We start from the raw sequence: 25,706 nt of genomic DNA on the forward strand, positions 1-25,706 counted from the left end.
AATGATTTTGGTGTCGGTTAATAGGGCACGATAGGGTAAAAAAGAACATATTTTGTTAGATTCTGCGGTTTCCCAGGAAATATTTCGATTGCGAATTATTTCCTTATTACTTCATAAGCAATAAGAAAAGGAGAATTCAATTAAAAATTACTGATGTATTATCGATTCTGTTCTTTATTTTGTTGTGAATTTTTACGTTTAGGTTTATTTACATCTAGATCTTCTGCAAATTCTTCACGAGTGTTGTTTTTGGAATTAGGTTCTTTCTTCTTGAAATTTGGTTTATTTTCTTTTGCCATGGTATCGTCACCTCCTAGAGTTTAATGTGCTCAGTATTGATGATTTTATTCCAAGTAAAATGTATTGATTATTAATCATAGTTGTCGATACAAAAAAGCGACCAGAGTATTATTTTCCATTAGTGCAGAGAGCAAAGAGTGCATAATCTCCAAAACCATCCCTATGCCACGTTTTTCTGGTTGACGAAATGTTTTTTGATCAAACATTACTTCCTCTTGAATTTTCAAGGCCAGCAAGTAAGCGAAGGACGGTGCTTTTTCCACTAATCCTTAATGACCCTACCGGTAACGGAAAAAGAAATCTTTTAGTCGATAATATGGCTTATATATTTTTAGCAAAGGTCAATTCTTCTAGAGTCATCTATTATTTGAATTTAACAGGTTGGAGGATTTTAGAATTTTATTTGATTGTCGTCTACAAAACAAATTGACATGCATATATTTGAGTGAGGGAAACATTTTGTCTTAAGGGAATAAAAAGTAGTTGCTTTTTAAAAAGTAATTCTATATATTTGGTCTAAGGAAACATTTTGGCTTTAAGGAAAAAAGAGCTCGATATATTTGAATATTTTAGAGAGAGGAAGGTGTAATTATGAATATTGCTATTTCTGTTAAAGAGTTATATGTATCGTATTTCGGAAATGAGGCATTGAAAAATGTCAGTTTTACAATAAATGAAGGTAACTTGGTAGGAATTATTGGACCAAATGGTGCAGGGAAATCAACACTTTTAAAAGCACTATTGAACCTCATTAGTAAAGATAAAGGGGAGGTTCAGATTCTTGGTAAGTCGATAAAGGAAATGAGAACAAAAGTTGCATACGTACCCCAGCGAAGCAATATCGACTGGGACTTTCCTATAACGGTTATTGATACAGTTATACTTGGCACATATCCAAGTTTAGGAATATTTAAGCGGCCAAAGAAAGTTGATAAGGCGTGGGCGTATGAATGTTTAGAAAAAGTAGGAATTGCAGAACTCCGAAATCGTCAAATCGGAGAATTATCTGGTGGACAACAACAACGTGTATTTCTTGCAAGAGCCTTGGCGCAAAAACCAGAAATGTACTTTCTTGATGAACCTTTTGTTGGAGTTGACGTAACGAGTGAAGAAACGATTATTTCCATATTGAAAGAACTACGCGATAGTGGAAAAACAGTAGTTGTCGTTCATCATGACTTAAGTAAAGTCACTCATTATTTTAATCAGTTAATCTTATTGAATAAGGAACTTATCGATTATGGAGCAGTAGAAGATGTAATCAAACCAGAAGTTCTAGGTAAAGCGTATGGTAATCAGTTTCCCTCCATCACAGCGACTGAGGTGAGCGTATGATGAATTTTATAGACGCACTCTTTCAATATGGGTTTTTACAAAAAGCATTAACTACCTCCATTATGGTAGGGATTATTTGTGGGGTTATTGGTTGCTTTATCATATTGAGAGGTATGGCATTGATGGGTGACGCGATCTCTCATGCCGTACTACCAGGTGTTGCATTATCATACTTGCTTGGTATTAACTTCTTTTTTGGTGCAGTCTTTACAGGAATCTTAACAGCACTCGGTATTGGTTTTATCAGTCAGAACAGTCGAATTAAAAACGACGTATCGATCGGGATTATGTTTACTGCCGCCTTTGCGTCGGGGATTATCCTGATTACATTTATGAAAAGTAGCACAGATTTGTACCACATTCTATTCGGAAACGTGCTTGCAGTTCGACCGTCAGAAATGTGGTCCACACTGTTTATAGGAATTCTTGTACTCGTATGTGTCTATGTGTTTTATAAAGAATTGCTAGTTAGTTCATTCGACCCAACCATGGCAGCAGCATACGGGTTGCCAACACGGGTTATTCATTACTTCTTGATGACACTTCTGACATTGGTGACAGTGGCTTCGTTACAAACAGTCGGTATCATTCTAGTAGTGGCGATGCTTATCACTCCAGCTTCAACTGCCTATTTGTTAACAAATAGGCTCTGGGTAATGCTTTACCTTTCAGCTGGAATTGGAGTGTTAGCATCCATTTTGGGATTGTATTTCAGCTATACCTATAATTTAGCTTCAGGGGCCACAATTGTACTGGCAGCAACTGTACTTTTTGTTCTTGCATTTGTATTTTCCCCTAAACAAGGATTGATGTGGCGGGCAATTAAAAGCTTGAGAAAAAGAGTAATGTATTCGCGAATAAAATTAGATAGGGAGGATTAAGATGATTATAAAGAAGCTTTCTACACTGTTACTGTTTTTAGTACTTGTACTTGCAAGTTGTAGTAAGGAAGAAGGAAATTCAAAAAAAGATAATGCCGATAAGATTCAAGTGATTGCCACTTATTCAATCATTTACGACATCGTGAAGAATGTTGGTGGTGATCGTGTAGAAGTGCATTCTTTAGCGCCAGTTGGTTCTAATCCTCATGAATATGATCCTCTGCCATTAGATGTTCAATTGACAACGGATGCAGATATAGTGTTCTATAATGGGCTCAATTTAGAAGGTGGCAACTCATGGTTTGAAAAACTACTACTTACCACAGAGAAAACAGGAAAAGAAGCACCCGTATACCGTTTGAGTGATGGAGTGGATCCGATGCACTTAACATCTAAAGGAAAAGAATCAGAAGAAGATCCACATGCATGGTTAGATATTCGAAATGGTATCAAATATGCTGAAAATGCAAAAATAGGATTAATTAAAGTTGACCCAAAACATGCAGATGTTTATGAAAAAAACGCAAAAGAATATATAGAGAAGTTGGAGAATCTACATCAAGAAGCAGTAGAGCGTTATAGCAAAATTCCACAGGAACAACGATTACTGATTACAAGTGAAGGTGCATTTAAATATTTCTCTGAAGCCTATGGTTTTGAGGCAGCCTACATCTGGGAAATTAACTCTGAGAATCAAGGTTCCCCAGAACAAGTAAGTACTTTAGTTGACTTTATTCGCTCGAAAAAAGACCCTGTCTTATTCGTTGAAACAAGTATAGATCCAAGGAGCATGGAAATGGTTTCTAGTGAAACAGATGTGCCAATTTTCGGGAAAGTTTTCACTGATTCTATCGGTAAATCAGGTGAGGATGGAGATACGTATATCAAGATGATGGAATGGAATATTGATACGATTTACAGAGGATTGACTGAAAAATAAAGAAACGGTAATAAATACTACTATAAAAACTATTGGACATTTTCTTGAAGTACTAAAGCCCTTAACCTTTTGGTTAAGGGCTTTAGTGCTTCAATTTCTTTTTCTAAAAAGGTAGTGAAGATCCTCCTAACGGTAATTTGCACTTCGAAAAGTCTTTTGATAGTACCATTTGAACGTAGAATAATAAACAGGTTTTTAATACGTCAATAGTAAATACTTATTAATCACTCCTCATATATTTGTCTCTATTGGACAAAATATGTTACGGGATAGTGCAATTAAAAAATAGCATTTCCCTATAAAAAACGAGGGAGTGAAATAGATGGCTGATATCAACAAACGCAAACGGGACAATAACAATACTGAAGAGGAAGCAGGAATTAGTGTAGGTGCTTTTACTGGGGATACCATGGCTACTGCTCTTGATCCATTTGGTACTGCTGCAGGTGCTATTGCTGGCAGAACGCTGGAAAAAAAGGCGGGGAAAGGTACGAATGATGACGACAATCATGGCTCTAAAACAAGAGATTAGAATTAAGTAAAGCCATCCTTTAATTGATGGGGTATGAATGGGTTACACTTTGTTATCCAACTAAGTGTAATCTATTTATTTCTAACAGAGGGACTTACAGTCAAATTGATCATTGAAAATCCAGTTAGAGCACGGGCTAGACTGAAATGATCTACTTTACATATATGAATATCAATGTCGGATAATGGTGCATTCTAGGGTAAATAAGAGCGTTTATTGTTAGATTCTGCGGTTTCCCAGGAAATATTTCGTTTACGAATTATTTCCTTATTTCTAAATGAGGTATAAGAAAAATAGATGCCGAAGTAATAAAGAATAGATAACCGAATGTAGAGTCAGTAACTTTCTTGAACCAGTTTTTTTGTTACATAGAATCGATAAATCAATGGATACTAAACTGGATAGCTAAAAGGAGTGATACTTATGGCAATGTGTCCTATATGTAACTCATTAAAAGTATTAGAAGTGTATTGTCCAAAATGTAATGCTCAATTAGATGATTCAGGTAAGGTATCCGATTTTTTAGATCCATATGGGCATTATAATGATGAAGAGACTGTAAAAATGGGTGATGGCTATCCGAATACATCTAAAGATCAGATTTGTCCTCATTTGATGGTTTGTAAAAATTGCGGATATGATGTGGTGAAGTTCATACAAGAAGAATAGTAATTAATCAAGTTTTAAATATATAGTAAATGACCAATTACAATCATGGCTACTTCGCTACGCGTAAAATTTCGCTCCATTTTAACTGTGTCACTTCTGTAATACATTCTTTTCATAATGATGCAGTCTTTGTGTCAAAAAAAGGGTTCATGTACTAATAGTTCATCCATTTTATCTATCTCATATTTCCTTTTCGAAATCCTTATACGACATCTAGAAGGGGATAAAATAGCCAAAGCGAACCGTAAAAGTCCTAATAAAAAAGGAGATTTAGCGGTTTTTCTTTTTTCTTTTTTCTTTATTATAGTATAATAAATGGTATGAATAAGAGGGGGCATCAACATTGGCAAAACTATTATATAAGCTTGGCTATTGGGCAGCTGACCATGTGAAGACAGTTCTGTTTTCAACATTGGCGCTTTTTATAGCACTTGGAGCAGTCGTATTAGGAATGGGCATGAATTTTAATGATGATATGTCAATTCCAGGAACATCAGCACAAAATACGATTGAATTACTAGAAGAAAAGTTTCCAGAGGTAGGAAAGGCTGGGGCACAAATACAAATTGTATTTAAAGCACCAGAAGGCAAAACATTATTAGATTCAGATGTTCAAGGAAACATAGCTTCTTTAATAAAAGATGTAGAAAAACTAGATGGTATAGAAGCAGTCTATCTACCTGAAATGTTACAAAATTATAATGAAGATCAAACAATCGCTTATGCAATGGCGATTTATGACGTTCCGTCAAAAGAAGTGACATTTGATCAAGTAGATGAACTTCGTGCATTATTGCCTGCAACATCTGATGAAGGAATTCAAACAGAGCTGTATTCCTCAGAAACAGAGGTTTATCCATTCGAAGTACATATGAAAACGGAAATACTAGGTATAATTGCAGCGTTCCTTATTTTATTTTTAACATTTGGATCACTTCGATTAGCTGGTATGCCAATTTTTACAGCTGTTATCGGTTTACTTATTGGTATTTTCTGTATTTTAATTGCAACAAACTTTACATCAATTGCAGCAGTTTGTTTATCATTAGCAGGGATGTTGGGGCTTGCTGTAGGGATAGATTACGCCCTATTTATTGTTTCCAGATTCCGTCAAGAATATGAGAAGGGGTATTCAATTAAGCAATCCATTGCCATTGCAAATGGAACAGCTGGTACGGCAGTTGTGTTTGCGGGAATTACAGTTATTATTGCACTAGTAGGCCTAGCTATTCCTCAAATTCCATTCTTGTCAATTATGGGTTATTCAGCTGCATTAACCGTACTCTTTTCAATCATCGTAGCGATCGTTGTTGTACCGGCCCTTTTAAATGTGCTTGGACACAAAATTACACCACCTGTGGATCGTAAAAAAACGACAGCTGAAAAAGTAGCAAATCGCATAAAGCTTTCTGGAAAGTTCATGCAAGGTTGGGCAAAGGCATTAAATAAAATGCCAGCGCTGTTTGTTATCATTGGTGTACTCTTACTTTCAGTAATTTCAATTCCATTCTTCGATATGAAACTAGGATTGCCAGATGATAGTTTCTATGAGGAAGGGACAGATCAGCGTGATTCGTATGATTTATTAAAAGAAGCATACGGTGAAGGCTATCATGCTTCGTTAGTAGTTGTAGCTGAAGCAACAGAAAAAGATGGCGAGGTATTATCTAAGCTTGAGCAGCTTCAGGCTGATTTAATGGCTATGGATCATGTCGATATGATTACGAATGTCATTCCAAAAGAGTCTGGTGAAATGGCAGTTATCACATTAAACCCAACAAGTGGACCAAATGATGATGAAACAATTGAATTAGTACATGATATTCGTAACGCAGAAATGGACGGTATGAAGCTTAACGTAACAGGTATGACAGCCATGAATATTGATATTTCTGAAAAGCTAGGGGATGCATTACCTGTTTTTGCATCGACTATTATTGGCTTAGCGTTTATTATCTTTATGGTGATTTTCCGTTCGATTTTAGTACCATTAAAAGCGGTATTAGGATTTGTCCTATCACTTGGTGCAACGCTTGGTTTTATCACATGGGTTGTACAAGATGGGAATTTTTATGAAGTATTTGGTTATGCAACGACGAGTCCAATATTAAGTTTCTTACCGATTATTACGGTAGGGATATTATTCGGTCTAGCAATGGACTATGAAGTATTTTTAGTGAGTCGTATGCGCGAAGAATTTACGCATTCAGGTGATGCACGTAAAGCAGTACTTGCGGGTATTCGTGATAGTGGTGGTGTTGTAACAGCAGCAGGTTTAATTATGATTGCTGTATTTACAGGCTTTATGATGACACCAGATCCGATGATAAAAATTATTGGTATGGCACTTACATTTGGCGTTCTATTTGACGCATTTATCGTGCGAATGATGATCGTTCCAGCTATCATGCTTTTAATGGGCAAAGCAGCTTGGTATATGCCGAAATGGTTGGAAAAAATCTTGCCAAATATTGATATCGAAGGCGAATCAATTATGAAAGAGCTTGAAAAGGAAAAGAAGCAAAGCTAATTATTATTAACGACATTTTGAAGTTACCCTAAAAAGTTAGACATGGTTATTTCACTATGATGCTTGTTCAAAATGAGTTCGGTACTATACTGGACTCATTTTTTATTTTGCCTACTTTCGTTTACGATTGTGCATGGTTGACATAGTGCAAACGCAATGCAACTTTTACATAATTATGAGACAGATCCATCCACAAAAGATTGGAATAATATGTAAATCGACATGTCGGTTTTTCTGAGGGTAAAATGACTCCTATTAATATATGTGTTAAAATTCCTTTATAATGCTAGCTAACCAATACTAAATAGAGGAGAAGGTGTTTGTGATGAAAGTAATTGATAGCTTGCGAAACAAAATGGAAGGGCTCATACAGGCGGCTAATAGGTATCCGCTGACCATGCTCTTTCTTATAGCTACTGCAGTTGTAAATGCTATTTCAATCAACAATGAAAGAGAAGATTATTCTAGATATATTTTTACCTTTTTGATTGGGGCATTACTAAGTGCAGTGAGTCAGCATATTTTCGAACGCTTTTTTACAAAAATGAGTGAACGTATAATGCTACTAGGTGGGGCTGTCCTTTTGTCAGTTGCATACTACTTTGCAATCCAGTCGGCGTCCGTCTTCAGTACAGAGATCGGTACCAAAACAGGCGTTACTATGTTTGCACTGGTTATGGCCTTCATATGGATCCCTACTATTAAAAGTAAAATTGCGTTTCATGAAAGTTTTATGTCCACGTTTAAAGCCTTTTTCATTACGGTTCTCTTTACAGCCGTCATTGCAGGAGGTGTCAGTGCCATTATTTTTGCGACAGACAGTCTTCTTTTTTCGGTGAACAATAATGCGATTCCACATGCTTTGAGTATAGTATTTTGTTTATTTGCACCGATATTTTTCTTATCTTTTATGCCTCCTTATCCGGGGAAAAGGGATTCAAATCTTACAATTGAAGAGTTGACTCTGCAAGAGGAAAAAGTAGAAAAAGCGATTAGTAGTCCAAAGAATTTGAGGATCTTGATGTCTTATATCATTATTCCTTTAACTGCAGTGTATACGGTGATCCTTTTGGCTTATGTCATATTAAATATCCGTGACAATTTTTGGACGAAAAACTTATTGGAACCACTGTTGGTCTCCTATGCTATCACAGTGATTTTAGTGTATCTGCTTGCTAGCGATCTGGAGAATAAATTCGCAAGCCTATTCAGAAAGGTATTTCCTAAGGTGTTAGTGCCGATTGTTTTATTCCAAACGATTGCTTCCATTTTAAAAATACAAGAAATGGGCATCACATATGGTCGTTATTACGTCATCCTGTTTGGTATCTTCGCAACAATTGCCGGACTAATTTTCAGCTTTTTACCAATCAAAAAACATGGGATAATAGCTGCCGTATTAATCGTATTTTCTGCTATTTCTATCATTCCACCTATTGATGCTTTTACGGTGAGTCGTGTAAATCAAATAAACTTACTTGAAAAGACACTTCTTGTAAATAACATGATTGAAAATGATACAATCGTGCCTAATTCAGCTGTTTCTAAGGAAGACAAGAAAATCATCACTCACACGGTCAGCTATATAGACAGCATGAACTATGCGAATGAAATCGATTGGTTGCCGGATAATGTTTTTTATTATGACAACTTTAAAAAGACTTTCGGTTTTGAAGAAGTATACGAACAACTAAGCAACGGGACGGCTCAAGGTCAATCCGCCTACTTAGACTGGAATCAAAATCCCGTATTGAATGTTGAGGATTATGATCATATGGTTCATATGAATATATACAGTTCTCAAGCAGGAATGGATGCTGAGCAACCGATCCCGATTGAAAAAGATGGTATGAGCTATATGCTAACGAAACAACTGGTTGGAGATTACTTTGCGATCAGTTTAATGGATGAAAATGAAGAAGAATTGATCCAATTCGATACAATGGAAATTTCCAACAAGCTTTTGGAGAACAATCCAGAAGGTTATGAAGGAAAAGGAAATACATTGACAGTGGAGAAGGCTACCATTATTCAAGAAAATGACCGCGTCAAGATGAGTATCCTGGTCAATTCCGTAGATGCCTATGATGCTCAATATAGCGCTGATTTTTATGTTTTGCTTAAAATTAAATAAGATAAAGTCAGAAACATGTCTTACGTTACTTAGGGTAGCGACAGATAAACAAGCGTTATTGAATGACCGAAAAAATCGAGGAGCTACGGAGTCACGTAGCTCCTCGATTTATTTCTCGTTTTATTCTATTACCATAAATATTTCTAAAGCGAATAGGAAATGTCCATTTGGAAAAAGAGAACTTTAGCAATGTCATAGAAAACCAATAAGAAAAATAATACAATCTTGTGTATAATAGAAGAAGTCGTTTTTTCATGGGAAGAAGGTATTTATGTTGTTAGAAAAATTCAATTTATTTCTCCAAAGATGGATGCCTATTTTAACACCACTTAGTTTAGTTATTGGTGTACTACTTGAAAGTGTAGGACAAAATCTATTATTTATGGTTTCATGGTTATTTGCATTTATGACTTTTGTTAGTACCTTAGGCATGAAATTTAAAGATGTAAAAGTGTTTGTCAAGTATCCCAAAACCATCCTTTTTAGTATCGCTTTCTTACATATTCTTATGCCTATTTGGGCTTATTTTTTATCGACAATCATTTTTCAAGATAATCTATTAACAATTGGTTTTGTTTTATCGGTGGCAGTTCCAACAGGTGTTACTAGCGTGATTTGGGTAACAATTTGTAAAGGGAATTTACCACTTTGTTTATCTATTGTTCTTATTAATACGTTAATATCTCCTCTTGTTATGCCAGCACTACTTCATCTAATTGTTGGTGAAACAATTGCCATTGACAGTGTTTCGCTTGTTTTAGATTTAGTATGGATGGTTGTATTGCCTTCTATTTTAGGGATTTTAGTAAATGAAATTTCGAAAGGTTCTATTCAAGCGAAATATGGAAAGAAATTAGCTCCTTTTTCAAAACTTAGCCTTTTTGGCGTTATTATGATTAATAGTAGTGCAATTGCCCCTTATTTAAAAAATATTACATGGGAATTGATCGGTGTCATTTTAATTGTACTGCTTATTTCTTTTTCTGGTTATGTTTTCGCTATATTATTAGGACGCATAATTTGGAAAGATCAAAGTATAAGAACCACATTTGTGTTTATTGGTGGAATGCGTAATATTTCAGTAGGTGTAATCATCGCCACAACTTATTTCCCTTCAAAGGTTGCTATGCCTGTAGTTTTCGGCATGCTATTCCAGCAAGTGTTAGCTTCCTTTTTTAGTAAAGTGGTTGAGAAACAGAGTATATGATTATTTTTTTTAAATAAATAAGCTCTTATGACAATTAATTGAGGTTCAACATTTAGCTGCAGATGATGCATCTTCATAATATATAGCTAAAAGCTGCGAAGGAAATTCTTCTGGAACCTGGTACAGAAGTAATCATAAATGCGGGTCACATGAACGGTATGGATGGTGCAACCGCTATAATCGATACTGCAAAAGAAACAACAGTGTATATGATTGGTTTCACTTCTACTAATGGAGAGGTAGTAACAAATCATAAATGGGTAACAGAAAGCGAATTGTCTGCTAAATAATAATGTGTAAAATTGAAAGGCTAATTTCTTTTAGAGTACAACTGTCTAATATATAGAGACAGTTGTACTCTTTTTTGTTAATTTGAATCCTTCAAAATTACCAAATACTTAGACGAAAACATTATTTTATCTACTGTTATTCATTCATACAGATAATAGGTATGCTATAAAAGGAAAACTTTTTTTATAGCTTTAATGGTATATTTATACAAACACTATCTTTTAGGGACATTTCTTTTAAAAGAGTAGTATCATTATTTAATTCCACTATGTATAATAGGGATTGAAAAGGGGTGCAATAAATGGATGATTCTCTTTATGATAAAATGGAAACAGAAATGGTAGCTGGGTTTTATTATTTTATAAACAAAAATATAGATAAAGGTATTCTATCCAATGCCATGCAATCAGAGATTAAACTAATTGAACGTACTGCTAAAAGAAGAGGAATCCCATTAGAAGAATTGTATGAAGTAGGTTCACATCTAGTTGAAATGGAAATAGAAAGAAAAGTACTGCCGTTCTAGAACACACTTTGCGGCCACTTGACTTTCTTCTAAACCACAAGAAAGACTTCTATGAGGGAGAATAGCTCTTATCAAGGAAAAGCATTGTTGATACAAATAATATAGTTGGAAGCTAGTAATTGAAAGATGATGACGAGAAAACTAGCTCTTGTTTATGAATTATTGAAACAACAAGCACATTCGAAAAAAGTATTAAGTACCATTCTTGGCTATGTATTTGCAACTTATGGAAACTTGATCGCAATGCTGTTACTTTTTTGTTTTCTCTATTATTCTTTTTCTTGATCGGCTACTTTTTCATGAATTTCTACTTCGATTGCTTGGACGTGCTCATTTTTAAGCTCTTGGTGAGGACGAGGTTGGAACCACTGTATTTCTCCTTCATGGACAAAGCCTTTATATTCTTCCCCTTGAATTTGAATTGTAAATTGTTGACGTTCGTGCAATCTTCCCTCAAATGCTACAGTAAGTTCGACGTCATTTCCATCGCTAGTCGTACGATGTTCGTTCATCAACTTATAGATACTTTTTTCTAAAGTATCGGTTTTATCGTCACCGATCATTTGTCGCGGGTGTGGTTGAAGCCATTGAATTTCCTCATTGTGAAAATGACCTTTAAATTCATCGCCTCGAACTTTGACTGTGAATTCGTATCGTTCATAAAGTCGTTCCTCAAATACAGGTTCTAATTCAAATTTCTCTAGTTCGTTTTCGAAAGACATTATTTTCCTCCTTTTAGAAATATTCCCCTTCAGTAATTCCCTTAATTAATAATAAATATTCAGCTTTTTCAATAAATGGACATAATTAATTTCAATTGCTTTCCATTCATTTTATCAATGGTAATAATACTATGTTTAAGGTTCGGTGTGAGAACCCCCTGGCAAAGGAAATAAATAGGCTAAGAAATAAACTAGCTTGAAAGAAAATATTCATTAAGGTTTGTATTCATTCAGCTTCTTATGTTTAAAGGTTAGGCATTAGTTTTCGGGCAAATAAAAAAAGCCATGTGCTTAAGACGAACGGCATAGTGAGAGGTGGCAAACCATAGGGTAGTAAAAAGCTATCCAGACTCGCGGTGATTAGTACAGATATTACCGCTGCCAGCAGACCAGAAAAAGGAATCAATTTCTTTTTGTTATGAAAAACGTCCGAAACGGCAAAAATAGTTAATATAGCATTATATCCGTATAATCCAGAACTCAATAAAGAGTGTTCGCTACCTAGATAATAAGCAGCCAGCAAGGAAATAATGGTTGCATATATAGCGAGCATACCGAGTCTTTTGCTCGCAAAAAAAATGCCTGCTAGAATGAGAAGACCGCTCCAAATATTATCAAGGAAATAAATTTGTCCAATACTTTTCGTGAAGCCGCTTATCAAATCGACGGGACCAGAGATATCCAAATGCCAATAAGCCAGACCTTGCGGAACGAGAGAATTAATCACTTCGAAAAACTGTAAACGATGTGAAGCTGTCAGTAAAAACCAGGTAAGAATAATGTAAGGAAAGGTAAGAGAAGGGACATCAAATGGTTTTGTTAAGTGCATCATCCCTGCTGTGAATACGGTAGCTATCACAGCACTGAACAATGCGATGATCCAAAGATGATTTCCTTCTAAAAAAATCACCGTTGCTAAACCGGAGAGAGCTGAGTTGAAGCTGAATAAACCTTGAGAAATCAGTTTTTCGTCGGCACCGCCTATTTTTGCCGTAACTGTTCCGATAAACGAGGACATGAAGGTCATGATGCTTAATGGGACAGAATAGAGAGATATGGCTACGAGCACAATGAAACCGGTGATGGCATTTTCAATTAATAGAACTTGTGAGATTCCTTTTAGTGAAGCGGAAAACATGGTAAGCACATTTCTTACAGTTAGATGTGTTTGCATAAAAAAGCTCCTTTAATAAATTTCCACGTCAAGTTGCTGAAAGTCGAATATTTCTTTTTAGCTGCTAAAAAAGTGGGAGTTATTGTCGTCACTGCCTCACTTGCTTTCGCATCGATTTTCCCGATAATTTCTTTACTAGTTTTTCGTTCTGTCAGTGTTAGTAATGGCTTATTTTTTCTTTTACAACTATCCATTTAAGTTCACTTGAATATACTTATTTGTACACGCAAAAACACCTCCGATATGGGAATACTTTTTTGAAGTATTCCCATATCGGAGGTGTTTTATATTGTTTCAATATTATAGGTTAGTCTACTTAATCATACACGGGTTATCTGTGACTTTTCATCTTAAGTTGTTGTATTTGATTATATAACTATCCAATTTAAATAAAGAGTTAAAAATTCATGTATAAAAATTGGTGTATATAGAAATTGATATATGAGCTTATCGTATATTAATTAGCTGGAAAAAAACCCGAGAAATTTATTGTGAAATGGAGGAACTTGTATGCATTTGTTGCCTAGAGAACAAGAAAAATTATTAATTGTTGTGGCAGCTGATTTGGCTAGACGTCGAAAAGAACGAGGACTGAAGCTGAATCACCCGGAAGCAGTTTCCTTGATTACGTATGAAATTTTAGAGGGAGCCCGTGACGGTAAAACCGTTGCCGAGTTAATGGAATACGGTGCAACGATTTTAACGGTCGAAGATGTCATGGAAGGCGTGGCCGATATGATTCATGATGTGCAAGTAGAAGCGACGTTTCCGGATGGTGTAAAACTTGTGACTGTCCACGTGCCAATACGATAAGGAGGAATTTTTGAATGATACCTGGAGAATACATTTTAAAGTCGGAAGATATTGTTTGCAATGAAGGGAAGGAAACGAAAAAGATTTCCGTTTTAAATAAAGGAGACCGTCCCGTTCAGGTAGGATCCCACTTTCATTTTTATGAAATCAATACAAGCCTTGAATTTAATCGTGAAGCAGCCTTTGGATTTCGTTTAGATATTCCAGCGGGTTCAGCTGTTCGTTTTGAGCCAGGTGACAAAAAAGAAGTACAATTGGTCGTGTTCACAGGGGAAAGACGTGTATATGGATTAAACAATAAAACAGAGGGATCATTAGATCAGGGGGAATAAATATGAGCTTTCGTATGACGAGAAAACAATATTCTGATATGTATGGTCCAACAACAGGTGATGCCATTCGTCTAGCGGATACAGAGTTGTTTATTGAAATTGAAAAAGACTTTACAAGATACGGAGATGAAGTGGTTTTCGGTGGAGGTAAAGTGATCCGTGATGGAATGGGCAGTCACCCTCTCGCCGTCCGTGCCGATAATGTTCCGGACCTTGTGATTACCAACGTCATTGTGCTGGATTATACAGGTATTTACAAAGCGGATGTAGCAGTCCGAGACGGGAAGATTTTTGCCATTGGAAAAGCAGGTAACCTGCTTTTAATGGATGGTGTGACGATTACGATCGGTGCATCTACTGAAATTATTGCCGGTGAAGGGAAGGTTTTGACGGCAGGCGGAATCGATACGCATGTTCATTTCATTAATCCAGCTCAAATAGAAACCGCTCTAACTGCTGGCTTGACAACGCTGATCGGTGGTGGAACAGGTCCTGCTGAAGGGTCGAAAGCGACAACTGTTACCCCAGGTGAATGGAATATTCACCGAATGCTTGAAGCAGCGGAAGATATGCCGATTAATGTTGGATTTCTAGGGAAAGGACACGCCGGTGCAGAAGAGCCGCTTTCGGAGCAAATTCGGGCTGGTGCGATTGGGCTGAAGGTCCATGAAGACTGGGGTGCAACACGTTCAGCGATTGATTTGTCTTTAAAAGTCGCTGATGAATATGATGTTCAAGTCGCACTCCACTCAGATACATTGAATGAGGGCGGCTTTGCGGAAGATACAGCGTCCGCGTTTAAAGGTCGCGTAATTCATACGTACCACACGGAAGGTGCGGGAGGTGGTCATGCGCCGGACATTATTAAATTAGCCAGCTATCCGAATGTGCTCCCCTCTTCTACTAATCCGACGCTTCCTTACACAGTGAATACAATTGATGAGCATCTTGATATGCTAATGGTGTGTCATCATTTAAGTCCGGATATTCCAGAAGATGTCGCGTTTGCTGATTCGCGGATTCGTGGTGAAACGATTGCAGCGGAAGATATTTTACAGGATATGGGTGTGTTTAGTATGACGAGTTCCGACTCGCAGGCGATGGGACGTATTGGGGAAGTCATTTTACGGACATGGCAAACAGCGGATAAAATGAAAAAACAGCGGGGGAAACTTGAAGGTGATGTAGGTGTTGGCGATAACAATCGTATAAAACGTTACGTTGCGAAATATACAATCAATCCAGCCATCACACATGGGATTTCTGAGTACGTAGGTTCGATTGAAGTGGGTAAATTTGCCGATCTTGTAGTATGGGATCCGCAATTTTTTGGCATGAAACCGAACATGATTTTAAAAGGTGGCTTGGTTGTTCAAAGTTTAATGGGAGATGCAAATGCTTCCATTCCGACGCCGCAGCCAGTTTTATACCGTCCAATGTATGCTGCCATGGGAAAAGCAAAATATAAGAGCTCCATTACTTTCGTCTCAAAAGCAGCGTATGAAGATGGCGTTCATAAAAAATTAGGACTCCAAAAGCTGGTCCTTCCTGTACACAGCATTCGATCATTGACGAAAAAAGACATGAAACTAAACGATGCCACACCTGAAATCAAGGTCGATCCAGAAACGTATGAAGTACGTGTGGATGGAGAGCATCTTACATGTGAACCGGTAGACGTCGTGCCTATGGGACAACGTTATTTCTTATTTTGAGGTGAAAAGATGATTATTGAGAAAATTGTGGGACATATTGATGAGCTTGATTCGGATCTTGTTGCTGGTACACACAAAGAAAAAGTGTATCTTGAAAGTAGTGACTTAGTAAAACGAATTCAACGCGTCAAAACAGATCATGGTCGTGAGATTGGCATTCGTTTAAGCGAATCCCGCGAGTTGAGTGCAGGTGACGTACTGTACATGGATGAAAAAAATATCATATTAATTGAGGTATTTCCAGATGATGTGATCGTTATTGAGCCAAGGAACATGAATGAGATGGGAACGATTGCTCATCAGCTTGGCAACCGGCATCTGCCAGCTCAATTTGAAGATGATAAGATGCTCGTTCAATACGACTATCTTGTTGAGGAACTACTTGAGGATCTCGGTCTCCCGTATGTGCGTGAAAAACGGAAAGTGAAGAAAGCATTCCGGCATATAGGACATAGTCATGGATAACTATTTGCTGCCATTATTCCAGTTATGTGATTCCAACTTGCCGACAGGAGCTTTTAGTCATTCATTCGGATTGGAAACGTACATACAGGAAAATAAAGTACATGATAAAGACAGTTTTTCAGAATGGTTACGAATGTATGTATTAGGGCAGCTCATCTGTACAGATGGGTTAGCCTGTCGACTTGCTTATGAAGCGCTTGAGCAAAGTGATGCCCAGACGATCTGGGCACTTGACCGGAAAATAACGGTGCAAGCACTTCCAAGAGAAACGCGAGAAGGAACACATAAGATCGGTTATCGCATGTTGACTATTGGAAATGATTTGTATCCATCTCCTTTATTATCGTTGTATAAAGAAAAAACAGTTAATGGAGAAGCGTTTGGTCATCCTGCGATTGTGTTTACAATTATTGCTCACCAGTTAAATGTCCCGTTGAATGTCATTTTATCCACGTATCTTTATTCGTCTATATCGAGTCTTACCCAAAATGCAGTGCGTGGTATACCACTCGGTCAAACATCCGGGCAGTTTATTTTACGTGATATTCAACAGTGGATTACAAAAGCAGTTGAACAAATTAGAACGATGGATATCGCCGATTTTGGCGCGGTGGCCCCAGGTTTGGAGATTTCTCAGATGAAACATGAACGGGTACTAATCCGTATTTTTATGTCATAAGAATGAAAGGACGTGCTTTTAAATGGAACCGATTAAAATTGGTGTAGGCGGCCCAGTTGGTGCCGGTAAAACAATGCTTGTCGAAAAATTAACACGTCATATGAAGGATGATATTAGCATGGCGGCAATTACGAACGATATTTACACGAAGGAAGATGCTAAGTACTTAATAAATCATGGTGTATTGGCTGATGACCGAATTATTGGTGTTGAAACTGGCGGCTGTCCTCATACAGCGATTCGTGAGGATACGTCAATGAATAGTGCAGCGATTGAAGAGTTGAAAAAACGCCACACTGATTTGGACTTGATCTTCGTGGAAAGCGGCGGCGATAATTTAGCAGCTACATTTAGCCCTGAACTTGTTGACTTTTCCATCTATATTATCGACGTAGCCCAGGGAGAGAAAATTCCGCGTAAAGGCGGACAAGGAATGATTAAATCAGATCTTTTCATCATTAATAAAATTGATCTCGCTCCGTATGTACATGCAAATTTGGATGTCATGGCTGCGGATACAAAAGTGTTCCGAGGCGAAAGGCCATTTGTTTTCACCAACTTGCAAGACAATACAGGTCTTGATAAAGTCATCAGCTGGATTAAACAAAACGCTTTACTCACCGGGTTGAATTAAGATGGACAAATGGACAGGCGTGCTGCGTCTGAGCATGGAGAAAAAACGGGATAAGACGGTAACGAAACAAATATATTTCCAAGGTGCATTTAAAATGCTGCGTCCCCATTATCTTGATAACAGCGGCCAAGCATGTTATTTTCTCATTAACCCAGGGGGAGGATATGTAGATGGAGACCGTTACCGGATGGAAATTACACTTGAGGAACAAGCTGAGCTGATATTGACGACACAGTCTGCGACGAAAGTGTACAGAACACCGCATACACCCGTTCTTCAAGAAAATGAAATTGTCTTGAAAAAAGGCAGTGTACTTGAATACATTCCTGATCCGCTTATAGCCTATCGTAATGCCAAGTATAAGCAAAATACGATCATTCGGATGGAAAGTGGAGCTACTCTTTTTTACAGTGACATTTTAACACCAGGCTGGTCTCCGGACGGAGAGTGGTTTAAGTATGATTTACTTCAGCTGAAAAATGAAATTTATTTAGATGGAAAGTTGGTTTTATTTGACCATTTAAAACTCCAACCCATAGAAGCCGGTGTGGACGGAATCGGTTATATGGAAGGATATACTCATCTAGGTTCGATAATTGTGATTAGTGAAAAAGTAAATGAGGACGTACTTCAAGGGTTGTATAATGTAATCGAAAAAGATTTAGGCGCGTGCAAAGCAGGACTGTCCCTCTTGACAGAAAGCGGTTTTACAGTGCGTATACTGGCTCATTCTACACAAAAAGTTGAGGAACTTATAGTTGCTTGCAGCACGTTCCTCCGCAAAGAGTGGTATGATCGCCATCCAGTTACCTTACGAAAATATTAATCAGATCAATATTTTGATGGACAAAAATGTTGATTGAATTAAAGATAGAAAGGGGTTTTAGATGGATGTCACGTTGTTTTCAATTTTATCACTAGGTTTTATACTGGGCATTAAACATGCGATTGAGCCGGATCATATTATTGCCGTTTCAACAATTGCTAGCAGAAGTAAAAAATTATCGCAATCGGCTTTAGCAGGTGTTTTTTGGGGAATCGGCCACACGGCTACTTTGTTTTTTATTGGGATTACTTTTATTTTAATGAAAAATAGCATTTCAGATAAAGTATCCATGTCACTCGAATTTTTAGTCGGTGTCATGCTTGTCTACTTAGGAATAGTCAACGTTTTGTCAGCGAATAAAAATCATCGTCATGACCATGGAAATCATAGTCAGTATGGTGATAAACATTATTTTGTTAAGTCGTCTTTCATCGGTCTCGTGCATGGGCTGGCTGGAAGTGCTGCAATAGTTTTATTGACGATGAGCACAGTAAATAGCTTTTGGCAGAGCGCTACATATATTCTTATTTTTGGAGGAGGTACGATAGCAGGGATGCTCCTTTTTACAACTGTGATTGGTATACCATTCGTGTTTAGTTCTTCTAAAAAAGAAATTAATTCTTTGTTTACGATTATCTCTGGTTTCATCAGTGTATTATTTGGCTTGTACTATATGTACAATCTAGCAATTAACGATGGACTTCTTTCACTATTTTTCAAATAGGCGAGTTTTCCGTCACTGCAAGGGGCGATATACAGTTCTTAGTATTTTGTTTGGCCTTTGGTCCATCAAGAATTGTGCAATTGTGCAATTTTGCAAAGCTACATCAATTCCTTCACGCTTCCGTCGTTTATTCGATAGCGTTCCTCATTAGCCATCCATGAAAGAATTTGTAAGACAGAGATAATATTCAAAGCCTGAAGTAATTGAAGAGGAGAAGTATAAATTGAAATTGGCCTTAAAATAAAAGGACCTTAACTAGCTTCTTCTTGAGAAAGGAAGTGAAGGTCCTCCTAACATGGGCTCAATTATAAAAAGGTACTTGATTGTCGAAGGGTGTCCCAGAAGCTGAATGCTGCTTCTGTAGCATCCGGGTCATAACAAAAAAAGCATGATTCTATAACAGAATCATGCTTTTTTTATACCGTTCCTTATTTCTTTTTCAATTTTTTTGCTTGTTTCAAGGCTGAAGAAACAATACTTACTAACTGGTGCTTAAGTTAAAGTAGGTGTAAAGCTATTTTTCTAATTGAGCTCAAGCATACTGGTTAGTTGAACAAGTAACTTGGTGGTAAACTTAAAAAATGGTAGTGAAGTCATCTAAAAAATAATCTAATTTTTTATGAGGGTAATATAGAATCCCTATTAAAGTAATTGGAAATATAGTTTTCATCAATACTAAAGAAGGGAGAGATTATATGGAAAGCGACTGGGACAAAGCTATTGATTCTCTTTCCAAAATTAAAGTTTTTTCAAATCCAAATAACGAACCTGTAACCATAAGTGGTGATGCTGATGATTTGAAATGTATAGGTGTCGGGACAGATGCAGCTGTTTTTCAATCTCTTTCCACCCCAGCTTATGCATTTAAAATGTATGCTCAGGACAAAGTGAACAAAGTAAAAGTTGAAGCAAATGTGTATCATATATTAGGAGATTCACCCTTCTTTTCAAGATGTTTTGCTTCATACGACGAATGCCTCGTTTTAAGTTACGAGGAAGGAAAAACGCTCTTTGACTGTATTCTACAAGGTATTCACATTCCGGAAAGTGTTGTAAATGAAGTGGAGGATGCAAGAGAATATGTTCGGAGTAAGGGTCTTAACCCACGTGATATCCATTTGAAAAATATTTTATTACAAAACGGAAGAGCGAAAATAATTGATGTATCTGAATACACATTGCCAGGTGATGATTTTCGCTGGGAGCATCTAAAAAAAGGATATGAGCAATACTATCATTTAATAGATGGAAATTCTGTTCCGTTTTGGTTGGGAGAAACGATTAGAAAATGGTATAACCAGCGAGGGGATAATTCTTCTTATGAGGAGTTTACAAAAACTATTTTGAAACATCTGTATAAAAAGTAGGTGAACAGGCTCTATTTAATATATTTGTGTTTGAATTCAGCTTATTCAAGTACCATGAAAATTAAAAAACGCTCAAAATCTATAAAATTGCATAACAAATGTAGATATTTAATTATTTACTTTTAAATTTTCAGAAACACCCCATTGCATGAAATGGGGTGTTTTTGACTTAATTGCTGCATGGAAATCAGAAAAGGTTTGTTCAAATGGTTGCTGGAGTACTTTTGATTAAGCACATGGACCAACTCCAAATTATGACATCACCAATTAAATTGTCGTAAAAAAATTATCTCATCATTCAGATTTTATAGATACATATATGGTAAAATTGTTACACAATGGTAATTAACTAACCAAGTATTAGCAGACTGGGAGTGAATGAGAATGAACTTAAAGATTTTGAATGACAGTATTGTGGAATCAGATGCAATTGAGCGGAAAGCGGAATTAGGTTATATTTTTGTGGATCTATCCATGAGAGGGAAAGTTACGACTGCATACTTCGAGGCAAAAGGGGGCTATGTTCACACGCTTGATCCAACAAGTAAGCTCCAGGTCATTACTTCAAATGAAGATGGGGTTTCATACTCCGATATAACTGGTCAAGATATAATTGACCGCAAAAACGATAGTGGTAAACCTTTATTTGCTGGAATGAATGCTTTATATTACAAACAACCATAGTGAAATATCCCTGTGTTAGTTACAAACCTGAAAGTTTCTAGCACAGGGAAAAAATAAAATGGGTAAGGAAATGTAATATGCTAAAATTAAAAGGCAAACGAAAAACAAAAAACACAATAGTAGTTATTGTTGTGCTTCTTTTGGTTGCAGCAGGCATCATTATTGGATTGTCATTATATGGTAAGGATATGATGAAAAAAATTCCAGGACTGTCCTTTGATGACGCTTTAAACTATACACTTAAGGACAATCGGGATGCAGTCATTACTGTAGGTATAGTGAAAGATGGACAATCCTCTTATATCGTATATGGAAATAATGCCGGGATACTTTCGCCTGAGCTTCATACATATGAAATCGGTTCACTCACAAAAACATTTACAGCAGCTATGGTTGCTAAAGTCGTTCAAGATGACAAGATCAATGTCTGACATAACGGGGGTACCGACAGTTACAACAGTTATCTGGGATTTGATCCGGAAAGTGGCACTGCCGTTGTCATTCTTTCTAACCTCTCGCCAAACTATCGAATTCCATCAACGGTTCTTGGCGTTAAGCTTATGGAAGAATTAAGGAATCGATAAATTTTAACAATGCGATCAAGTCGAGCCACGTAAATGACGTGAAAAATGTTCAAAAAATCTATTCCTTCATCTCAACCATAATGAAATTAGGGATGCTTAGAATAGAAAGAAAACAGAGAGTAAGTTGAAAAAGAAGAAATGATTTTATTAAAAAGTAAGGGTTGGAAGTCAATGTATAAATGTGATGCTAGTTATGAAAGTTAAATTTGAAAATAAAATGATAGAATTTAATGTTCAGTATGGAAATAGGGAGAAACTATCCATTCATATAGATTCATTAGGTTTCATAACTGTTAAAGTTCCCAAAGACGCAAGTAAAGAAATTATTGTCAATGCAGTAGAAAGTAAAGGGAAATGGATACTAGAGAAAATTCATGAAATTGGAGTAGCTCGAGAAATCCCAAGGGCAAGAGAATATCACGCGAAGGAGAAGTTCTTATACCTTGGAAAAGAGTGTTTTCTTCATGAATTAATAGATAATAGTGAATTAAATGAAGAGGCACTTAAAAATAATCTCAAGAAGTTCTATATCAAGAGATGTAAGACGATTGTAGGAGAACGGATAAAAATATATCAAAAACAACTGAAAGTAAAGCCTAAAATCATTGAAATAGTAGAATCTAAAACCAAGTGGGGTAGTTGTAGTTCAGATAAAAAGCTAACCTTTAATTATCGTCTTGCTATGGCCCCAATCGAAGTCATCGATTATGTAATAATCCATGAACTATGTCATTTAATTCATATGAATCATGATCGATCATTTTGGAGACGTGTTGGAAGTATAATGCCAGATTATAAAGAAAAAGAAGCGTTTTTAGCAAGGCACGGGCATTCAATGTCATTTTAAAAACTCGGTTACATTTCCAGTGAAAATTAAGGGGGGAAATGAGTAAGATGTTTCAGGAATCGGTAGGTATTGGATTGGTTATTGGAGCAGGTGTTGGAATTATTATTGGATTGATATTTAATTTTAATATTGGATTTACAATATTTATTGGATCAGGATTAGGACTCGTAATAGGTTCTGTAATAAAAATGTTATTTCGTTAGATTTATTGATTTCAAGATGGATTCTAGCAGTTTTTACTTGGGGATGGGTAGCGTTTGTTAAAGATTCGCTTTCCAAGATAATCCATTTGGTTTTATCAAAAATAGACAATAAGAAAAACCTGTTTTTTTAGGCTATAGAGAATTAAAAAACAATACCAAATTATATACTACCTCATCGATGTAAATTTTCATTTACATCGATTTTTTTATGCGAGAAAGTTGTTGCTTGCTTCGTTATAGTTAGTGAAAAGCTTTTCGAATGAAGTGAAGGAGCGAGCAAATGAAATGTACAGAGAGAAATTATATTAGTCGACTCAAAAAACAAAAAGAAGATGCACTCGAATATATAATGGATCATTACGGAGGCTTAGTTCACGGTATATCCCATCATATTTTGGGACATATTAGCCGTCAAGCCGTCGATGAATGTGTAAATGATACCTTTTTACTTGTTTGGCAACGTGCTCATCAATTTGATGGCGACGCAATAGCTTTTAAAAAGTGGTTTGGCATGATTACAAAATATAAGGCGATTGACTATTATCGTGCATTAGAAAAGCAAAAGACACGTGAACAATCAGATGAGCAAGTTCTTTTGGAGCAATCAATACCTGATATGCAAGGGGCATATATACAAAAGGAACAAAGAGATGAGCTACTAGTTGCCATTAGTCGATTGCCAGAAATAGATCGTGACATTTTCATAATGAAATACTTTTTAAATTTACCAAGTAGTGAAATAGCAAAAGCTTTACATTTGTCTGTAACTGCTATCGATAATCGTTTATCACGTGGTCGAAAAAAGCTTGCTCAAAATATAAAATTAAAGGAGCAATTCATATGAATGAAGAGATGAAAAGATTTGTGGAAATAGATGTTGATACAATTGAGGAAAAGTCATTAACAGACATGCAGAAGCAGAAAATCCGTAAAAATGCACGTACAAAAAAAGCGTCCAATCGTACGTGGAAAAAAGTTGTAACAGCTGCAGTTGTTAGTTTAGTAGCGATTTCAGGAAGCGTGTATGCATTGCCAACAATTGCGAGTCAGTTACCTTTTGTTGAAAATATTTTAGAAAAAATCGATCCTAATTTTGTGCCAAAAAACTATGTGGCGCTGGCGACGATTATTAACCAAGTGGAATCGAGTAATGGTATCGATATCATGATTGAAAATGCAGTTTACGATGGTACTACTTTAATGGTGGCGTATGCCATCCATTCCGACAAAGATTTAGGGGAGCAGCCTTTAATTGATACAATGTTCGATATAAAGGGAGCTACTGCTGCAACAGGGGCTTCATCATTAGAGAAGTCTGCTGACGGGTTTTATACAGGTATGATAAAAATGACACCTACATTTAATAAAGAGTTGGACGTATTGCAAATTATATGGCAACCTGAAAAAATTTCAAACCCCGATACAAATGAAACTTTTGAAGGGGATTGGTCATTTACCTTTACAATGGATACACTTCCTGGTAAATCAGAACATTTAAAAATAACTTCAACTGATGATCAAGCGAAAATTCAAATAAATAAAGTGAACTATACTGATTTATCAACAGTTATACAGTATGAATTTAACATCGACCCAGCTATTATGAAAAAGCACCCACTATCATCAATTCATTTCGTGAAGGCGATTGATAATCATGGAAATGAGTATGAAATCCATGACAATGGTGGAGCTATTTCTGAGGATGGACATGGCTTTGATTGGAGCTTTGCGTTATATAATTTACCAGAGGATGTAGCTACTGTTACATTAACAGCTGAAATTTTTTATGTTTCACAATCAGGTGAAATAACATCAGATATGAGAGAATTATTAGAGCCAATTACAGTGGAACTTAATAGATAATGTGTGAGCAAATGAAAATTGAAATAAATGAGTAATAAAAAATTGGCAATTTTTATAATCCTATTAATACAAGTGCATAACCAATTTTCACTAATAGCACTTTTTTCTCATTTTCTTAATGGTCTAATTGTAATATAAGAAAAAATCTAATCTGCTATTGAACATAGAATGATGTTACTTCATAGGTATAAAAAAACGCCCTTGTCCATTTGGAGTGGGGCGTGTTCAGAAATGAATGATATAAATTGGGTATTTATGTTAATATAGATATGAGATTGTGGAGGATTCTACTTAACACGCACAGTTTAGTTGCTCAATAAATGGTTGGGTGGGATGGGTTATGAGTTTATATAGTAGAGCATACGCATTTGTTTTAAAGAAAAATTTTATGTTGTTGATTATTGCAATAACCTTACTAATCTTGACATTCGGATATTGGATTGGGATACCTTATTTCGTGGTCGGAAATATGCTGTCTGAATTAAATGCACCTGTTTTCATTCAAGGTATTTGTATATCAATGTCTGCTGGGTTTTTCTTCTCCTTATTTTTCATTCCAATCAATTTTAAAGTTGCAAAAATGGTTGGAGAAAAGAAACAGCAAAGTACATCACAAGCATTCACTCGTTTACAAGTAGCTTTTGTTCTACTAATTGCAATCATTTTATATTTAATCTTTAGCCTTATTCTTTGGACACAAGGGGTCTTTCAATAAATGTCATATAAAGT

General features: G+C 36.3%; 28 protein-coding genes and 1 pseudogene. 26 read left to right on the plus strand and 3 right to left on the minus strand.

Translation table 11 applies throughout. The features are described 5' to 3' along the window. Nucleotides 1-158: 158 nt before the first annotated feature. Nucleotides 159-299, minus strand: coding sequence for a hypothetical protein (locus tag C7437_RS16830; protein WP_170122292.1), 141 nt, complete (start codon nt 297-299; stop codon nt 159-161). 592 nt (nt 300-891) lie between these two features. Here C7437_RS16830 and C7437_RS02130 point away from each other — a divergent pair. From C7437_RS02130 to C7437_RS02175, 10 genes and pseudogenes are all read left to right on the plus strand, one after another. Next, on the plus strand, nt 892-1,635 hold the full coding sequence (locus C7437_RS02130; protein ID WP_111437994.1) for a metal ABC transporter ATP-binding protein: 744 nt from the start codon (nt 892-894) through the stop codon (nt 1,633-1,635). Continuing rightward, a complete protein-coding gene (locus C7437_RS02135; protein ID WP_111437995.1) occupies nt 1,635-2,516 on the plus strand; it encodes a metal ABC transporter permease in 882 nt (293 codons plus the stop codon). The genes C7437_RS02130 and C7437_RS02135 overlap by 1 nt, the downstream gene beginning before the upstream one ends. A gap of 7 nt (nt 2,517-2,523) precedes the next feature. After that, nucleotides 2,524-3,456 carry a metal ABC transporter substrate-binding protein gene (locus C7437_RS02140; RefSeq protein ID WP_111438964.1) on the plus strand — a complete coding sequence of 311 codons (933 nt, stop codon included), beginning with the start codon at nt 2,524-2,526 and terminating at the stop codon, nt 3,454-3,456. Between the two features lie 322 nt (nt 3,457-3,778). After that, nucleotides 3,779-3,988: a hypothetical protein gene (locus C7437_RS02145; protein ID WP_111437996.1), complete on the plus strand. Its 210-nt coding sequence runs from the start codon at nt 3,779-3,781 to the stop codon at nt 3,986-3,988. A gap of 423 nt (nt 3,989-4,411) precedes the next feature. Further along, nucleotides 4,412-4,657 carry a hypothetical protein gene (locus C7437_RS02150; protein ID WP_111437997.1) on the plus strand — a complete coding sequence of 82 codons (246 nt, stop codon included), beginning with the start codon at nt 4,412-4,414 and terminating at the stop codon, nt 4,655-4,657. Between the two features lie 343 nt (nt 4,658-5,000). Further along, nucleotides 5,001-7,187 (plus strand): MMPL family transporter, encoded by a 2,187-nt coding sequence (locus C7437_RS02155; RefSeq protein ID WP_111437998.1) that lies wholly within the window; start codon nt 5,001-5,003, stop codon nt 7,185-7,187. Nucleotides 7,188-7,512: 325 nt separating this feature from the next. Then, complete coding sequence (locus C7437_RS02160; RefSeq protein ID WP_111438965.1) at nt 7,513-9,321, plus strand: DUF4153 domain-containing protein; 1,809 nt, start codon at nt 7,513-7,515, stop codon at nt 9,319-9,321. Nucleotides 9,322-9,592: 271 nt separating this feature from the next. Then, complete coding sequence (locus C7437_RS02165) at nt 9,593-10,528, plus strand: bile acid:sodium symporter family protein (protein WP_245909184.1); 936 nt, start codon at nt 9,593-9,595, stop codon at nt 10,526-10,528. Between the two features lie 110 nt (nt 10,529-10,638). Then, a pseudogene (locus tag C7437_RS02170) lies at nt 10,639-10,818 on the plus strand (YdhK family protein); the annotation flags it as partial. Between the two features lie 302 nt (nt 10,819-11,120). Next, nucleotides 11,121-11,345 (plus strand): hypothetical protein, encoded by a 225-nt coding sequence (locus C7437_RS02175; protein ID WP_111438000.1) that lies wholly within the window; start codon nt 11,121-11,123, stop codon nt 11,343-11,345. A gap of 269 nt (nt 11,346-11,614) precedes the next feature. On the opposite strand, the gene C7437_RS02180 is transcribed toward C7437_RS02175, so the two are convergent. Together C7437_RS02180 and C7437_RS02185 are read right to left on the minus strand one after the other, a co-directional pair. Further along, the gene (locus C7437_RS02180; RefSeq protein WP_111438001.1) at nt 11,615-12,067 is read right to left on the minus strand and encodes a hypothetical protein; all 453 of its coding nucleotides are present in this window, start codon (nt 12,065-12,067) and stop codon (nt 11,615-11,617) included. 244 nt (nt 12,068-12,311) lie between these two features. Continuing rightward, nucleotides 12,312-13,241, minus strand: a complete 930-nt coding sequence (locus C7437_RS02185) for an urea transporter (protein ID WP_111438002.1) — start codon at nt 13,239-13,241, stop codon at nt 12,312-12,314. A 510-nt stretch (nt 13,242-13,751) separates the two neighbouring features. Here C7437_RS02185 and C7437_RS02195 point away from each other — a divergent pair. The 16 genes from C7437_RS02195 to C7437_RS02265 all read left to right on the plus strand — a co-directional run bounded on the left by C7437_RS02195 (nt 13,752) and on the right by C7437_RS02265 (nt 25,692). Then, on the plus strand, nt 13,752-14,054 hold the full coding sequence (locus tag C7437_RS02195; protein WP_111438004.1) for an urease subunit gamma: 303 nt from the start codon (nt 13,752-13,754) through the stop codon (nt 14,052-14,054). A gap of 14 nt (nt 14,055-14,068) precedes the next feature. Next, nucleotides 14,069-14,386: an urease subunit beta gene (locus tag C7437_RS02200; protein WP_111438005.1), complete on the plus strand. Its 318-nt coding sequence runs from the start codon at nt 14,069-14,071 to the stop codon at nt 14,384-14,386. Between the two features lie 2 nt (nt 14,387-14,388). Continuing rightward, nucleotides 14,389-16,101 carry an urease subunit alpha gene (gene ureC / locus C7437_RS02205; protein WP_111438006.1) on the plus strand — a complete coding sequence of 571 codons (1,713 nt, stop codon included), beginning with the start codon at nt 14,389-14,391 and terminating at the stop codon, nt 16,099-16,101. A 9-nt stretch (nt 16,102-16,110) separates the two neighbouring features. Beyond that, nucleotides 16,111-16,566 (plus strand): urease accessory protein UreE, encoded by a 456-nt coding sequence (gene ureE / locus C7437_RS02210; RefSeq protein ID WP_111438007.1) that lies wholly within the window; start codon nt 16,111-16,113, stop codon nt 16,564-16,566. Then, nucleotides 16,559-17,245: an urease accessory protein UreF gene (locus C7437_RS02215; protein ID WP_111438008.1), complete on the plus strand. Its 687-nt coding sequence runs from the start codon at nt 16,559-16,561 to the stop codon at nt 17,243-17,245. Before ureE ends, C7437_RS02215 begins: the two co-directional genes overlap by 8 nt. Nucleotides 17,246-17,267: 22 nt before the next feature. Then, entirely contained in the window at nt 17,268-17,879 is a 612-nt protein-coding gene (gene ureG, locus C7437_RS02220; RefSeq protein WP_111438009.1) for an urease accessory protein UreG, read from the plus strand. A 1-nt stretch (nt 17,880) separates the two neighbouring features. Beyond that, nucleotides 17,881-18,705 carry an urease accessory protein UreD gene (locus C7437_RS02225; protein ID WP_111438010.1) on the plus strand — a complete coding sequence of 275 codons (825 nt, stop codon included), beginning with the start codon at nt 17,881-17,883 and terminating at the stop codon, nt 18,703-18,705. 61 nt (nt 18,706-18,766) lie between these two features. Further along, the gene (locus C7437_RS02230) at nt 18,767-19,429 is read left to right on the plus strand and encodes an urease accessory protein UreH (RefSeq protein ID WP_111438011.1); all 663 of its coding nucleotides are present in this window, start codon (nt 18,767-18,769) and stop codon (nt 19,427-19,429) included. Nucleotides 19,430-20,124: 695 nt separating this feature from the next. Next, on the plus strand, nt 20,125-20,796 hold the full coding sequence (locus C7437_RS02235; RefSeq protein WP_111438012.1) for a serine/threonine protein kinase: 672 nt from the start codon (nt 20,125-20,127) through the stop codon (nt 20,794-20,796). A gap of 384 nt (nt 20,797-21,180) precedes the next feature. Next, nucleotides 21,181-21,480: a hypothetical protein gene (locus C7437_RS02240; RefSeq protein WP_111438013.1), complete on the plus strand. Its 300-nt coding sequence runs from the start codon at nt 21,181-21,183 to the stop codon at nt 21,478-21,480. A gap of 77 nt (nt 21,481-21,557) precedes the next feature. Beyond that, nucleotides 21,558-21,911: a serine hydrolase gene (locus tag C7437_RS02245; RefSeq protein WP_111438014.1), complete on the plus strand. Its 354-nt coding sequence runs from the start codon at nt 21,558-21,560 to the stop codon at nt 21,909-21,911. A gap of 346 nt (nt 21,912-22,257) precedes the next feature. Further along, entirely contained in the window at nt 22,258-22,911 is a 654-nt protein-coding gene (locus C7437_RS02250; RefSeq protein WP_111438967.1) for a M48 family metallopeptidase, read from the plus strand. Between the two features lie 38 nt (nt 22,912-22,949). Next, on the plus strand, nt 22,950-23,114 hold the full coding sequence (locus C7437_RS16835) for a hypothetical protein (protein ID WP_170122293.1): 165 nt from the start codon (nt 22,950-22,952) through the stop codon (nt 23,112-23,114). Nucleotides 23,115-23,394: 280 nt separating this feature from the next. Continuing rightward, nucleotides 23,395-23,958, plus strand: a complete 564-nt coding sequence (locus C7437_RS02255) for a sigma-70 family RNA polymerase sigma factor (RefSeq protein ID WP_111438015.1) — start codon at nt 23,395-23,397, stop codon at nt 23,956-23,958. Next, complete coding sequence (locus C7437_RS02260; protein WP_111438016.1) at nt 23,955-24,977, plus strand: DUF4179 domain-containing protein; 1,023 nt, start codon at nt 23,955-23,957, stop codon at nt 24,975-24,977. Before C7437_RS02255 ends, C7437_RS02260 begins: the two co-directional genes overlap by 4 nt. Before the next feature lie 340 nt (nt 24,978-25,317). Continuing rightward, nucleotides 25,318-25,692 (plus strand): hypothetical protein, encoded by a 375-nt coding sequence (locus tag C7437_RS02265; protein ID WP_111438017.1) that lies wholly within the window; start codon nt 25,318-25,320, stop codon nt 25,690-25,692. Nucleotides 25,693-25,706 lie beyond the last annotated feature (14 nt).

The sequence above is a fragment of the Psychrobacillus insolitus genome (assembly GCF_003254155.1).
GTDB lineage: Bacteria > Bacillota > Bacilli > Bacillales_A > Planococcaceae > Psychrobacillus > Psychrobacillus insolitus.

Excerpts from the sequence above, each read along its gene's own strand:
- C7437_RS02245 (WP_111438014.1), top strand. The coding sequence starts at position 21,558 with ATGCTAAAATTAAAAGGCAAACGAAAAACAAAAAACACAATAGTAGTT.
- C7437_RS02255 (WP_111438015.1), top strand. The coding sequence starts at position 23,395 with ATGAAATGTACAGAGAGAAATTATATTAGTCGACTCAAAAAACAAAAA.
- C7437_RS02265 (WP_111438017.1), top strand. The coding sequence starts at position 25,318 with ATGAGTTTATATAGTAGAGCATACGCATTTGTTTTAAAGAAAAATTTT.
- C7437_RS02225 (WP_111438010.1), top strand. The coding sequence starts at position 17,881 with ATGGACAAATGGACAGGCGTGCTGCGTCTGAGCATGGAGAAAAAACGG.
- C7437_RS02175 (WP_111438000.1), top strand. The coding sequence starts at position 11,121 with ATGGATGATTCTCTTTATGATAAAATGGAAACAGAAATGGTAGCTGGG.
- C7437_RS02195 (WP_111438004.1), top strand. The coding sequence starts at position 13,752 with ATGCATTTGTTGCCTAGAGAACAAGAAAAATTATTAATTGTTGTGGCA.
- C7437_RS02185 (WP_111438002.1), bottom strand. The coding sequence starts at position 13,241 with ATGCAAACACATCTAACTGTAAGAAATGTGCTTACCATGTTTTCCGCT.
- C7437_RS02130 (WP_111437994.1), top strand. The coding sequence starts at position 892 with ATGAATATTGCTATTTCTGTTAAAGAGTTATATGTATCGTATTTCGGA.
- C7437_RS02145 (WP_111437996.1), top strand. The coding sequence starts at position 3,779 with ATGGCTGATATCAACAAACGCAAACGGGACAATAACAATACTGAAGAG.
- ureG (WP_111438009.1), top strand. The coding sequence starts at position 17,268 with ATGGAACCGATTAAAATTGGTGTAGGCGGCCCAGTTGGTGCCGGTAAA.
- C7437_RS02235 (WP_111438012.1), top strand. The coding sequence starts at position 20,125 with ATGGAAAGCGACTGGGACAAAGCTATTGATTCTCTTTCCAAAATTAAA.
- C7437_RS02200 (WP_111438005.1), top strand. The coding sequence starts at position 14,069 with ATGATACCTGGAGAATACATTTTAAAGTCGGAAGATATTGTTTGCAAT.
- C7437_RS02230 (WP_111438011.1), top strand. The coding sequence starts at position 18,767 with ATGGATGTCACGTTGTTTTCAATTTTATCACTAGGTTTTATACTGGGC.
- C7437_RS02150 (WP_111437997.1), top strand. The coding sequence starts at position 4,412 with ATGGCAATGTGTCCTATATGTAACTCATTAAAAGTATTAGAAGTGTAT.
- C7437_RS02180 (WP_111438001.1), bottom strand. The coding sequence starts at position 12,067 with ATGTCTTTCGAAAACGAACTAGAGAAATTTGAATTAGAACCTGTATTT.
- C7437_RS02260 (WP_111438016.1), top strand. The coding sequence starts at position 23,955 with ATGAATGAAGAGATGAAAAGATTTGTGGAAATAGATGTTGATACAATT.
- C7437_RS02165 (WP_245909184.1), top strand. The coding sequence starts at position 9,593 with ATGTTGTTAGAAAAATTCAATTTATTTCTCCAAAGATGGATGCCTATT.
- ureE (WP_111438007.1), top strand. The coding sequence starts at position 16,111 with ATGATTATTGAGAAAATTGTGGGACATATTGATGAGCTTGATTCGGAT.
- C7437_RS02215 (WP_111438008.1), top strand. The coding sequence starts at position 16,559 with ATGGATAACTATTTGCTGCCATTATTCCAGTTATGTGATTCCAACTTG.
- ureC (WP_111438006.1), top strand. The coding sequence starts at position 14,389 with ATGAGCTTTCGTATGACGAGAAAACAATATTCTGATATGTATGGTCCA.
- C7437_RS02160 (WP_111438965.1), top strand. The coding sequence starts at position 7,513 with ATGAAAGTAATTGATAGCTTGCGAAACAAAATGGAAGGGCTCATACAG.
- C7437_RS02240 (WP_111438013.1), top strand. The coding sequence starts at position 21,181 with ATGAACTTAAAGATTTTGAATGACAGTATTGTGGAATCAGATGCAATT.
- C7437_RS02135 (WP_111437995.1), top strand. The coding sequence starts at position 1,635 with ATGAATTTTATAGACGCACTCTTTCAATATGGGTTTTTACAAAAAGCA.
- C7437_RS16830 (WP_170122292.1), bottom strand. The coding sequence starts at position 299 with ATGGCAAAAGAAAATAAACCAAATTTCAAGAAGAAAGAACCTAATTCC.
- C7437_RS02250 (WP_111438967.1), top strand. The coding sequence starts at position 22,258 with ATGAAAGTTAAATTTGAAAATAAAATGATAGAATTTAATGTTCAGTAT.
- C7437_RS16835 (WP_170122293.1), top strand. The coding sequence starts at position 22,950 with ATGAGTAAGATGTTTCAGGAATCGGTAGGTATTGGATTGGTTATTGGA.